The sequence below is a fragment of the Acidaminobacter hydrogenoformans DSM 2784 genome (assembly GCF_900103005.1).
GTDB classification, from domain to species: Bacteria; Bacillota; Clostridia; order Peptostreptococcales; family Acidaminobacteraceae; genus Acidaminobacter; species Acidaminobacter hydrogenoformans.
Window position 1 is genome coordinate 86749 of record NZ_FMWL01000011.1, and the last position, 11986, is coordinate 98734.

Below are 11986 nucleotides of genomic sequence, written 5' to 3' on the forward strand. Positions count from 1 at the left end.
GAAGGAAGTGTGCCTATGTCAGCTGCGGAGAGAAATAGCAGTGAATTTGACAGTACCCAGATTGAAGAAACGGTTCATGATTTTGAAGCCTTTTTCGCCTATTTGGATTCGGAGAAGCCCAAGCTGACAGCAAAAGCCGAACTCCTGTCCAACAAGGATTTATTTGAGATCAATGGGCGGCTTGTGCACCAGAAGGCTGTTGGGAAGCCTACTTACGCGCAGGTGTCTTATCCTGCCATCAACGCCATGTTTGAGGTGGCGCAGCTTGCGAAACTTTATGAGGTGGGGCCGATTGAGAGATCATCGGCATTAACCTTGAGGCGGACAGCGGCTATGGGGGCCTATGAAGCCTTGAATGTTTATGAGAAATACGTGTTCCTGTTTGAGACCTTCTGGACGCGCTTTCCGTTTGAGACTGACCTTCGCTATGATGGGAGACGGGCGCTGGACGGGATCAATCGTTTGATGGTCCAGCTGGCGTCAAAGCAGGTGGGGCAGCCTCTTAAGGGCGGCAATGCGCTTGTGGGCGCTCATGGGGATTCCTGGTATTCCAATTTGTCGAAGTTCACGCACTATTTTGGCTTGTTTGGATTTTGGACCTTCGTGGAGAATAAACCTGCGGAGGGGCGAAAGCAGCTGCGGATTGATGAGAACGCGATTTTATCCATTACACCGACGGAATGGGGCGTGGCGCTGAGTGGTGCGCTGAAGGCCTGCAGCATCAGGCGTTGGCGGGAAAAGACCGTGGGCGGTGAGTTTGATCCTTATGGGGACTGGTTGATGCGTCAAGGCCAGGCGGCGGTCTCCGGACGGACACATGAGGAGCTGGTCGCGAATCTTCACCGGATGTACGAAGAGGCCATGGCGGAGGAGCCTAAAGAGCTTCCGCCTATGGTCGCCTTTCTGGCTCCTTTATTTCCGGCGGAGGCTGTTTCGAGGACCGTTGATGTGAAGGCTGCTGTAGGCACGGGAACGGGAATGGGAATGGGAACGGGGCTTTATGAGCTTAAAGTCGCGCTGGATCGCGTGACATGGAGGACTATCCGGATTTCCGGGGAGGAGACGCTGGAGGCGCTTCATCAAGCGATCCAATACGCCTTTGATTTTGATGATGATCACCTGTACTGCTTTTACATGAGTCCGAGGCGAGGGGCAAGGCAGTCCAGGGAGAGCACCATTTACTCGCCGCGGTGCGGGGAGCTGCGCTCGGCGGATGAGGTGTGTCTGAATGAGCTCGAGCTTTATGTTGGCCGACGGTTTACATATTTGTTCGACTTTGAAGCGGAGTGGACCTTTGAGGTTCAGGTGACCAGGATGGAATGGGATCTCGATGGGCCGGCGAGGGCTGAGATTATTGAAGAGAAGGGTGAGGCGCCAAGGCAATACGGCGGATTCTGGGGCTCGTTAGACGAGGAGGATGAGGAATAGTCGAGGACGTTGAAGTTTTGTGCTTTTTCTGGTAGGGGACAGGGGCGCGTGGCGCGCCCCTGTCCCCTACTGAAAAATGATTGTGGGGGCGCTGAGACCATCGGCAAAAAATGGTTGTGCTTTTTATTTTGGGGGGATTATTTGGGGCGGCGTTTGTAACAATTCCATTAAATTGCCATTTTTAGCGGTATAGGTCCATTTAAGATGTTATAATTAAAGAAATTTGTTAAAAAGGAGTGTTTCGAGATGGAATTAGGACTATTAGCTTTGCCCTTCCTGAAAACCTTAGCGTATGCTATTGTGGTTTTGGTTGTAGGCTTGATTGTGATTGGGTGGCTCTCGAAGAGTGTTGAGCACGCTGTTGGCAAGACGAAGCTTGATAATACGCTGAAGCCATTTATCAAGTCGTTGGTGAACGCGCTCATGAAAATCTTTCTGGGCCTCGCGGTCATCAGCATTTTGGGGATTGAAACGACGTCTGTTGTGGCAGTTCTGGCGGCGGCGGGCTTTGCTATTGGTCTGGCGTTCCAGGGGTCGCTTTCGAACTTCGCTGGTGGCGTGCTGTTGCTGATCACCAGGCCTATTAAGGTAGGGGATTATATTGAAGCCAACGGTTATGCGGGGACGGTTGAGGCGATTCAAATCCTGTATTCGCAGATCGTGACCGTGGACAACAAGGTCATTCATATACCAAACGGAAGTCTCTCCAACACGAGCATTGTAAACTATTCAGAAAAGGTGACGCGGCGGGTTGATTTTAAATTTGGTGCGGGATACACGGATGATTATAAGAAGGTTATTGATGTGCTGACTGAAATAGTGAACTCACATTCCCTTGTCCTGAAGGCGCCGGAGCCTTTTGTCAGGATGTCGGAGCACGGGGATCATGCTGTTTTCTATACCGTTAGGGTATGGGTGAACGCGGCGGATTACTTTGCGGTGTATTTTGATGTGATCGAGCAGGTTAAGAAGCGGTTTGATGAAGAGAACATTTCTATACCGTTTCCGCAAGTGGATGTGCATATGGATAAGTAGAGTTTTAAGGGGCTGGGACCACTGGATTAGAGGTGGTCCTGGCTCTTTTTTTTATGGGGAGTTTGGGAGGGGACAGGGGCGCGCGGTCTGGGACAGGGACGCGCCACGCGTCCCTGTCCCCCACCAAGCAACAGTTATTTTTGTTTAAATATGGGTATAAATGTAATGAAAGAATATAAGTCATGTAGCCAAGTGGTTGATCAAATGGGATCAAAGTAGGTGAGAACAATGACAGCAAATCAAAACACGTTCATTTGGGTCGCGATATTTGCCTTGACGGCAATGGTCATCAACAGCCTGGGGATCTTGCTGATCTACAAAAATAAGGCATGGGCCGAACGCTCGAAGGAATATTTTATGTGCTTCGCTTCGGGGGTCTTGATCGCGTCGCCTCTGACAGGTGCTTTTCCCCAGGCGATTGCCAAGAATCCCAATGCTGGACTGGCAGCCTTGGCCGGTTTTGTTTTTATGTTTCTCAGCAACCGGTTCATCAAGCATAAGACCAAACAGCCGGAGCTGGCCTTCGGGATTATTGCGCTGGAGGGGATTGGCATACACTCTTTCATCGATGGCATTATCTACGCGGTCACCTTCAGCGTCAGCATCATGACCGGGGTGCTGGCCGGCATTGGACTCATTGTGCATGAATTTGCTGAAGGCATTATAACCTTCGCGTTCCTCGTCAAAGGTGGTCTGAGTGACAAGAAAGCGATCACTTACGCATTTCTTGTAGCGGCTCTGACAACGCCTGTTGGGGCGTTTGTGGCTTATCCTTTTGTGAGCCGCCTCAACAGCACTATTCTGGGTCTTGCCCTCGGCTTTGTCGTGGGCGTCATGATCTATGTATCCGCGTCACATCTGCTGCCTCAGGCGAGGGAAAACGAGCGGGAGCACGCGTACATCGCATTTTTCATGGGGGTCGGATTGGCGCTGTTCATCCTGTTCACCAAAGGGTGATCTTAAGCCTGCAGTTTTACAAATTGAAGAAGGACAGAACACCAAATGCGTGCTCTGTCCTTTTGTCGTAGGTGGCTTAAAGCTTTGAGACCGCTGCCAACAACGCGTCATTTTCCTCTTTGCTGCCGATGGTCACTCGAAAATACCCTTCAATCCAAACGCCAGAGAAGTCTTCGATCAGGATCCCTTCTTGCCTTAAACGGAATCCAAGCTCTGGGAGGGGCGACTTCACGAGCAAAAAATTCGATTTGCTGTCAAAGACTTGAAATCCGAGGGCTTCCAGTGCTTCCGCCATCCGGTTGCGCTCTGAAACCGTCATGCCGGCGTTAGTCCTGGCGTAGGAAGGGTCCTCCAGAGCGGCGATTGCCGCTGCGCAGGCCACTTGACCAATAGTTGGGGGTTGGTTTTCAAAAGCTTTAAGCAGCGTTGCGCCCGCAGCCATCCAGCTGACCCTCAGCCCTGCCAGCCCATAGGCCTTGTCCAGCGTCCGGGTGACGGCGAGGTTCGGGTAACGGCTGACCAGGTCGATCACGGTTTCCTGACAGTAATCAAAGCCCGCCTCGTCCACGACCACTAAGGTATCTTCCTGTTCGAGCAGTTCGATTAGCTGCGTCCGGGTGATCAGGTTTTGCCCGGTGGGGCTGTTGGGCCGGCTCAGCAGGATCAACTGCGGGCCGGTCATCAAGCTTTGCCAGTCTATGCGAAAATCAGGCGGCCGAAGCTGAATCCTTTTAAGCTTGCCGCCGGAGAGCTTGACCAGGCCAAGATTTCCGAAATGTGTCGGGCTGGTGGTGACGACGGCGCGATCCTTTGAAAATTGTGTGAGAATTGGGGCGATCAGCGCGTCGGTGCCGTGAGCTGTGAGGAGGTGGCCGGGGGGACCATCGGCAAGCTTTGCAAGCATTGTTTTTAAGGTGTCCTGCTGGTCCCGTGTACCATAGCGATTCAGGGTCTCAAGGCTCGCGGACACAGCCCGGAGGACCTTGGGGGATGGTGGATAGGGGCATTCGTTGGCGCTGAGGTCTATCAATACTTCACCTCCATGACCATGGTCTCGCCTTCACCAATCATGACCTCGATGGGTCCGGCCAGCAGCTGGTCGACGTCGTAATCGCCGGTGTCGACGCGGAGGCTTTCAAGGCCGCTGATTTTGTCCAGCGTTCCGACCACGAGGAGGTGGCCTTTGCCCACGCGCCTCAGAACCTCCGGCGAAAATTGCTTGCTGCCGCGACCGAAGATGAAGCCGTTCCCGCCTATGGGTGTCACAATGAGCACGGCTTTATCGTGGCTGTCGAGCAAGGCCAGCAGACCACTTTCATTCAGGTCTTTGCCGATGGTCTCCCGCCCGCAAACCGCATCCACCCCCAGTAAGGTCTTCTCCAGACCCAATGCGTCGGTGATGGCTTTGACTGTTGTCCCCGGTCCGAGGAGGTACAGGGTGTCCTCGTCCATACTGTCAATGATTTCCTGGGCGACTTCTTTCTTTTTCTCTTCCGCGTCCGTTTGGACGTTTGAGGCGGCCTTTTTGCCCTGCAAGAGGCGCTGGACGTCTGGGACTCTGACGGTGCCGTAGTACTTCGCTACCAGCCGGTTGTCCCTGAAGGCGTCCTCGTCAATGTCCAGGATTTCCTTTTCAATGAATTTGTCAGTAAAGGTGTTGATCATTTCCGCTGCCGCGTGCGCGGAAAAGGTAAACACAGAGCTGAACATCTTGACGCCGGATGGCACCGCGATTACAGGGATTTTAATGCCGACCGCGTCCAAAATATCCCGGGCGGTTCCATCCCCACCCACGAAAACCAGAATATCAGCGCCCGCATTGACCATCTGCGCTGCAATGCGCTTTGTATCCTCGGATGTGGTAGGTTCGTCGCAGCTGCCAATCACGTCATAAGTGAAATCAAAGGACTTGAGCAGTGCTTCGCCCATTTTTCCAGGGGCGCTCAGGAATTTCAGGTCTTGTCTCGTGATCAGGGACAGGACTTGACGGATTCTTTCTGTTGCCACTGGCTCTGCGCCAAGCGCGAGGGCTTTTTCGTACATGTTGCCGTCTGTCCCTTTTAAGCCAACGCTGCCGCCCATGCCAGCGACAGGGTTGACAATCAAACCAACGTTGATCATGAGGATCACCTCCACTGGAGTATATACCCTTTTTTTGTTTGTAAACCGGGATTTTGGTTGGGGACAGGGACACGTGGTGGGGGACAGGGACGCGTGGCGCGTCCCTGTCCCCCACCACGCGTCCCTGTCCCGCCCTGGCAATCATTGCACTCTAAAGAGACGTCAAGTATAATAAATTGAAACACCATTTCAATTGCCACTGGAGGTCGCTATGGACAGCAGCAACAGCATTGTTATGATTGAACGCGCATTCGACATTCTGAATTACATATACGACCATGAAAAACATGTGGGCGTCTCCCAGATCGCCAGAGACCTGGAGCTGCCCAAAGCCAACGTTTACAGGATCCTGAACACACTGCACCAGATGAACGCGGTGGAGAAGGATGATGACGAGCAGTACGTCCTCGGGAGGCTGCTGATCAAGCTGGGCAATAAAGCCCGCAACAACTTTGAGCTGAGCCAGATCGCCACGCCTGTCTTGTCGAAGCTTTCAGAGGCGATAGGGGAGTCGACTAACCTTGGGATAATGTACGGTGAGAGCATTTTAACCGTGCAAGGCTTTGAGGGTGAGGCTTCGACTTTGGTATCAAAGCTGGTGCCAATTGCACCCCTTTACTGTTCTTCAATGGGAAAGCTTTACCTTGCCCACATGCCGCAGACTGAGCTGGAAGCGTACTTTAAGGGGCTGAAAGTCACCATAGAAACAGTGAATACCCAATCTACCCTGGAAGGTTTTCTCAAACACAGGGAAGGGATCCTGAAGGAGAATGTGGCTTACGACCTTGAGGAATATGAGTACGGGCTTGCCTGTATCGCCGCGCCAATAGTCAACAGCAAGGGCACTGTTATTGCTGCGATCAGCATTTCGGGACCACGAAGCAGACTTGAAAGAAAGGGCATGGGCATGCTCACGGATCATCTGAAGGATGCGGCAAAGGTTTTAACCGAAATGTCGAAGTATATGGATTACGGTGCAGGACGGTAGCATACTTTGAATGATGTTGTGCGCCTTGAATTTTGGTCGGGCCCAGTCCCGCACCATATGTCCCTGTCCCGCACCAAAAAAATTTTATAATAAAACGCTTTACAACAATTTCAATTGATGCTACCTTTGTATTGAAACGGCGTTTCATGAATAAAAATACGGAGGTACAACCATGGAAAACGAAAAAACGCTGAAATCCCCTCAAAACGGGCCCATCAGCTATTCCACGCAATCATTTCTAAAATTCTTAATTCCTTCCATCATTGGTCTGTTGCTGTTTGTCATCCCGCTGCCTTACGGTGAGAACTTCACGATAGGTGTTGGCGCCATGGCCGACTGGTTCAGGGGCAACTGGGGCGAGCTGCTGCCAGGCTTTATGACCATTGTCGTGGCGGTCGCTGCGGTGCTGACCGTCCTGGCTGTGGTATTCAAGCCGGCCTTTGTCACGAAAAATGAGTTCTGGAATAAGCTCCTCATTCCGTCAGCCTTCTGGACCATTTCCAGAATCCTCGGCGGCATCTTTATCGTCATGACCTATCTGGAGCTTGGTCCAGCGGCCATCACCTCCCGTGCCACCGGCGGCACAATCCTGTTCGACCTGTTGCCGACCCTGGCCACCTGGTTCTTCTTCTCGGGCTTCCTTCTCCCGCTGCTGATGGAATTTGGCAGCATGGACTACTTTGGCACCCTGATCAGAAGGTTCATGAGGCCGCTCTTCATGGTCCCCGGCCGTTCCGCGATTGACGCCGTGGCTTCCTGGATTGGCAGCGGCCCCGTAGGCGTCGTCATCACAAACAAGCAGTACCAGGCCGGCTATTACACCACTAAGGAAGCGTCCATCATAGCGGTCTGCTTCTCACTGGTCTCCCTGCCGTTCGCGGTCGTCGTCGCGGGCTTCCTGGATCTCTCCCACGTTTTCCTCCAGTTCTATGGCGCCATCTCTGTCGCTTCCCTCGTGGCGGCCCTGATCCTTCCAAGGATCTACCCGCTGCGTTCCAAAAAATCCGACTACCATCCAGCGTCCACCAAGCGGATCCACGAAGAAGTACCTGAAGGCCGGACCCTGCATCAATATGCAGTGGAGCGGGGCGTCAGCCGGGCTATGGAAGCCAGAGGCCCTCACTACCTGGTGGCCGATGGTCTCCGGACCGTCATCGACGTCTACGTGGGCCTGATGCCGCTGGTCATGGCCTGGGGCACCATTGCTCTGATCGTCACGGAATACACCCCTATCTTCACCTGGGCGTCCTATCCGTTCATCCTGATCCTCCAGGCCCTGGGCGTTCCAGGCGCCGTGGAGGCAGCACCTTCACTGGTGGTCGGCTTCGCGGACATGTTCCTGCCATCCATCCTCGTCGCTAACCTGGAGTTCGAGATCACGCGCTTCATCATAGGTGCCATCTCCTTCACCCAGCTGATCTACATGACAGAGACCGGCGCGGTCATCCTCCGCTCGGACATTCCGCTGTCCTTCAAGGACTTGGTGATCATCTTCCTCGAAAGAACCCTGATAACTTTGCCGATTGTCGTCCTCATCGCCAACCTCGTCTATTAGGCAAGGAATCGATCATCAACACCTTATTGAAATGGAGGTCATCCCATGAAGCACCGATTTATTTCAAAGCGTTACTGGAACAGCATCGCGACGGCCATGGGCGAAAGCAGCAGCCATCTGGCTGAGTACGACGACGTCATCAACTTCAGCCTGGGGGATCCGGACATCACCACGGACGCGCGCATCATCAAAGCCGCCTTCGAGGACGCCATGAACGGCCACACCCACTACACGGACTTTTTCGGTGACAACGAGCTGCGCCAGGAGATCTGCAAGTACTTCGACGAGGAGTATTCACACAAGCTCAAAATCGAGGAATGCATGATCACCACCAGCGGCTGCCACGCCATGTGGCTGGTCCTCGAGGCCATTCTGGACGACGGCGACGAGGTCATCATCCACGAGCCGTACTTCACCCCGTATCCTCAGCAAATCCAGCTGACCCGGGGCGTGCCGGTGATCCTGGAGACTTACGAAAGCGAGAATTTCCAGGTGGATCCGGACAGGCTGCGCGGCCTGATCACCAACCGAACCAAGGCTATTGTCATCAATACGCCGAACAACCCAACCGGGACTTGCTTCAGCGAAGCCACCATGAAGGCGATCGCGGCAATCGCGAAAGAGTACGACCTGCTGGTGATTGCGGATGACATCTATACGAAGTTCAGCTATGAAGCGCCGTTTATTCCTATGATGACCCTTGAGGGGATGAGGGAGCGGACGATTACCATCGGCAGCTTTTCCAAGGATTATGCCATGACGGGCTGGCGGATTGGCTATGTGCTGGCGCCGGACTTCATCATCCAGACCATCAAGGACATCAACGAGAACAACGTGTTTACAGCGCCCTCCGTGTCCCAGCGGGCCGCGCTCCACGCCCTGCGTCACCGGGACGCAATTCAGCCGCCTATGATCGAGGAATACAAAAAGCGTATTAATTACGCATATGACCGCATTTGCGGGATTCCGGGCATGTCGGTGCTGCCGCCGCGGGGGAGCCTGTATCTGTTCGTCAACATCAAGGCGACGGGACTTTCGTCTGCTGAAGTGGCGAAAAGAGTTCTCGAGGAAGCCCACGTGCTGGTGCTGCCGGGGAACGCGTTTGGCGCCTGCGGTGAAGGTTACGTCCGTATGGCCATGACCGTCAGCGTGGAAAAGATGGCAGAGGCGTTTGACAGAATTGAAAAAATGACACTGTTTCAGAAGAAATAGGCGAAGCAGTGCGTCGAACAATGTAAGGATTTTTATATGAGGGTTTTAATGGAAGAGGCAGATGGCGCAATTCACCATCTGCCTTTTTCATTCCGTTACACTTTAATGAAGGATTTTTTCAAAAAATAAAAAACGGCTGACCTCCAAAGGAGAGTCAGCCACGCTGGGCAAGCGTTCAACTAAGTATAGCACACTTTTTAGAATAAGCAACAGGGGTGGGCATCTTTTCCCTCCGATGGTATAGTGCTCTTCGCGTTGTGATCCTAAGTTAAATACAGTACAATTTAAAGTGAAGGCAGAGGTAACTGCAGCAAGTCTATGGTGTTGAAAAGGAGCGGATCCACGTGTACATGAAAAAGTATCCATGTGTCTACATGCGGGGCGGGACCAGCAAGGCGGTTTTCTTTCATAAGAGGGATCTGCCGGCAGATGAGTCGGAGTGGGACGCGCTGTTTCTCAAGGTCATGGGGTCGCCGGATGTGAAGCAAATTGATGGCATGGGCGGTACGGTGTCCACGACGAGTAAGGTGGCGGTGATTTCACCATCGGCAGAGCCTGGGGTAGATGTGGACTATACCTTCAGGCAGGTGGACATCCTGATTCCCCACGTGGACCACAAGCCCAACTGCGGGAATATTTCCTCCGCGGTGGGGCCGTTCGCCATTGACGAGGGCCTCGTGGATGCGGTGGCGCCCATCACGGTGGTGCGGGTGCGCAATACGAATACGAAAAAAATTATTGAAGAGCACGTCCGGGTGGAGAACGGCCGCGCCATGGTTCACGGGGACGAGCGGATCAAAGGGGTTCCGGGAACGGGGTCGCGCATTGACATGTATTTCCTTGAGCCGGGGGGCGCGGCGACGGGGAAGCTGCTGCCTACGGGAAAGCCGCGGGATGTGATTGAAGTGCCGGAATACGGGGACATAGAAGTTTCCGTAGTGGACTGCTCAAATACCGTTGTGTTTGTCAGGGCCGCGGATTTGGGGCTTAAAGGGACGGAGCTCTCGGAGATCAACTCTAAGCTGACGGTTATGGAGCACATGGAGCGCATCCGGTGTGTTGTGGCGGAGCGGCTGGGCTTTGTGGCACACTGGGAGGAGGCCAGGACCAAGTCTACGAGCCTGCCAAAAATCTCCATTGTTTCGAAGCCTGCGGATTATGTGGACATGGACGGTAACGCCATCAAGACGGAGGAAATGGATCTCTGTGTGCGGGCGATCTCCGTGGGGGCACTGCATAAGGCTTACCCCATGACGGTGTCTATTGCGACGGCGGCAGCGGCCATGCTTGAGGGGACGGTTGTCCGTGAGCTCTGCGCGCCGGCAGCTGACCACGCCGTAATCCGGCTGGGGCATGTCAGCGGCGTGACGCCGGTGGAGATTTTTATGGAGGGTGACAAGGTTCTGAAAGGCGGTGTGACCAGGACGGCCCGGAGGATTATGGACGGTTTTGTGTATGTGCGGGAATGAGGCTTGAGCTGCAGAATTGTAAGGCCTCAGAGAATTTTTGTTTGGTGGGTGCCTGTCCCCAACCAGACAAAGACTTTTTGGTTGGGGACAGGCACCCACCAGATCAACTCAAATAAGTTAACAAAATTTCTCGGAACGAGCATTTGACAAAGGTTTGACAAATACTCTGAAAATATTGAAAATTTAGCATTTTGACGCCAGAATAGCATTTTATAAAATCGAAAAAAATTCGTGAAATTTTAATCATAAAGTGATAGAATGAGAACGGACATATAGGGGATTGTATGTCTTTTCGAGAAAGTAGAGTTTTTAACATAAAACTATTTTTTCAAAGGAGATGGATTATGAACAAGCCAGTAGTTTCCGCGCATTTTCAATCGAGAAAGCCATCCGCAGTCAGATTGGCACAAATGAAATACGAAGAGAGAAAAGTAAAGCCAGAGGCTGTCATCAACGTTGGCATAGGAAACGTTTCACTGCCTACTAATCCTGCTATGCAAAAGAGAATGTTTGAGCTTGCTTCTCCGGAGAGCCCTTTTTCCAAAGGTGTTGTCAGATATTCCACAACAGTGGGAACGGAAGAATGCCGCAATGCCTTCAAGAACATTTTGAGCTGTGAAGGTTTCGATACCAGCAAGCTTTTTGTCCAGGTCACGGACGGCGGATCCTCCGGTATGGAGCTTCTCCTCGTTGGCGTTTGCGGTCCTGCGGGATCCGGAGAAAAGCCGCTGATGATGATCGATCCAGCTTACACCAATTACATTTCTTTCGGTGAGAGAATTGGCCGCAAGACGGTTTCTGTCACGAGACACCTTGGTGAAGATGGTAAGTTTAACCTTCCTACTATGGAAGAAATTGAAGAAGCCATTAAAAAAGGGCTCTATAATAAATGTTGGGGTGGGTGATTCCTCCCCAGCATTATTTTTTTCAAAAAAATAATGCACTTATATCTTTTGCTCCTTAAAATGTTAGTTGACTAGACAAACATTAAAGAAAGGGGCTTGGATATAAGTGCATCCTCATTCTACCAGTAAACTCTTAGATTTGAAAGATTGTATTATCAACAAAATCGACCATTCTGATTCTTTTATAAGAATTACAATCTCAACCAAGGCCAAGGAGGCTCACTGCCCGGCTTGTGGCAAATTGACTTCAAAGATTCACGACTATCGACATCAAACAATTAAAGACCTCCCCTTGATGTCTAAAAAGACATTGCTG

General features: G+C 52.3%; 11 protein-coding genes. 9 read left to right on the top strand and 2 right to left on the bottom strand.

Features of this window, described 5'->3' with window-relative positions; translation table 11 throughout:
* Positions 1–15 precede the first annotated feature (15 nt).
* The 3 genes from BLP63_RS10835 to BLP63_RS10845 all read left to right on the top strand — a co-directional run bounded on the left by BLP63_RS10835 (position 16) and on the right by BLP63_RS10845 (position 3420).
* A complete protein-coding gene (locus BLP63_RS10835) occupies positions 16–1428 on the top strand; it encodes an IS1096 element passenger TnpR family protein (protein ID WP_092591441.1) in 1413 nt (470 codons plus the stop codon).
* A gap of 246 nt (positions 1429–1674) precedes the next feature.
* Positions 1675–2463, top strand: a complete 789-nt coding sequence (locus BLP63_RS10840; RefSeq protein WP_092591443.1) for a mechanosensitive ion channel family protein — start codon at positions 1675–1677, stop codon at positions 2461–2463.
* Between the two features lie 228 nt (positions 2464–2691).
* Complete coding sequence (locus tag BLP63_RS10845; protein WP_092591445.1) at positions 2692–3420, top strand: ZIP family metal transporter; 729 nt, start codon at positions 2692–2694, stop codon at positions 3418–3420.
* 76 nt (positions 3421–3496) lie between these two features.
* On the opposite strand, the gene BLP63_RS10850 is transcribed toward BLP63_RS10845, so the two are convergent.
* Positions 3497–4450: a pyridoxal phosphate-dependent aminotransferase gene (locus BLP63_RS10850; RefSeq protein WP_092591447.1), complete on the bottom strand. Its 954-nt coding sequence runs from the start codon at positions 4448–4450 to the stop codon at positions 3497–3499.
* Complete coding sequence (locus BLP63_RS10855) at positions 4447–5541, bottom strand: ATP-NAD kinase family protein (protein WP_092591449.1); 1095 nt, start codon at positions 5539–5541, stop codon at positions 4447–4449. The genes BLP63_RS10850 and BLP63_RS10855 overlap by 4 nt, the downstream gene beginning before the upstream one ends.
* Positions 5542–5752: 211 nt before the next feature.
* Between BLP63_RS10855 and BLP63_RS10860 the strand changes: the two genes are divergently transcribed.
* From BLP63_RS10860 to BLP63_RS10885, 6 genes are all read left to right on the top strand, one after another.
* Positions 5753–6529, top strand: a complete 777-nt coding sequence (locus BLP63_RS10860; protein ID WP_092591451.1) for an IclR family transcriptional regulator — start codon at positions 5753–5755, stop codon at positions 6527–6529.
* Between the two features lie 172 nt (positions 6530–6701).
* Positions 6702–8084, top strand: a complete 1383-nt coding sequence (locus BLP63_RS10865) for a YjiH family protein (RefSeq protein WP_092591453.1) — start codon at positions 6702–6704, stop codon at positions 8082–8084.
* 45 nt (positions 8085–8129) lie between these two features.
* The gene (locus BLP63_RS10870) at positions 8130–9296 is read left to right on the top strand and encodes a pyridoxal phosphate-dependent aminotransferase (RefSeq protein ID WP_092591455.1); all 1167 of its coding nucleotides are present in this window, start codon (positions 8130–8132) and stop codon (positions 9294–9296) included.
* Positions 9297–9646: 350 nt separating this feature from the next.
* Positions 9647–10765: a 2-methylaconitate cis-trans isomerase PrpF family protein gene (locus BLP63_RS10875; RefSeq protein WP_207646455.1), complete on the top strand. Its 1119-nt coding sequence runs from the start codon at positions 9647–9649 to the stop codon at positions 10763–10765.
* 344 nt (positions 10766–11109) lie between these two features.
* Positions 11110–11670: a hypothetical protein gene (locus BLP63_RS10880; protein WP_242870881.1), complete on the top strand. Its 561-nt coding sequence runs from the start codon at positions 11110–11112 to the stop codon at positions 11668–11670.
* Between the two features lie 106 nt (positions 11671–11776).
* The coding region (locus BLP63_RS10885) for a transposase family protein (protein ID WP_139159756.1) at positions 11777–11986 on the top strand (210 nt) is incomplete at its 3' end.

Bases quoted from the DNA above. Each gene is read 5' to 3' on its own strand.
- BLP63_RS10835 (WP_092591441.1), top strand. From the start codon at position 16: ATGTCAGCTGCGGAGAGAAATAGCAGTGAATTTGACAGTACCCAGATT.
- BLP63_RS10840 (WP_092591443.1), top strand. From the start codon at position 1,675: ATGGAATTAGGACTATTAGCTTTGCCCTTCCTGAAAACCTTAGCGTAT.
- BLP63_RS10845 (WP_092591445.1), top strand. From the start codon at position 2,692: ATGACAGCAAATCAAAACACGTTCATTTGGGTCGCGATATTTGCCTTG.
- BLP63_RS10855 (WP_092591449.1), bottom strand. From the start codon at position 5,541: ATGATCAACGTTGGTTTGATTGTCAACCCTGTCGCTGGCATGGGCGGC.
- BLP63_RS10860 (WP_092591451.1), top strand. From the start codon at position 5,753: ATGGACAGCAGCAACAGCATTGTTATGATTGAACGCGCATTCGACATT.
- BLP63_RS10865 (WP_092591453.1), top strand. From the start codon at position 6,702: ATGGAAAACGAAAAAACGCTGAAATCCCCTCAAAACGGGCCCATCAGC.
- BLP63_RS10870 (WP_092591455.1), top strand. From the start codon at position 8,130: ATGAAGCACCGATTTATTTCAAAGCGTTACTGGAACAGCATCGCGACG.
- BLP63_RS10875 (WP_207646455.1), top strand. From the start codon at position 9,647: ATGAAAAAGTATCCATGTGTCTACATGCGGGGCGGGACCAGCAAGGCG.
- BLP63_RS10880 (WP_242870881.1), top strand. From the start codon at position 11,110: ATGAACAAGCCAGTAGTTTCCGCGCATTTTCAATCGAGAAAGCCATCC.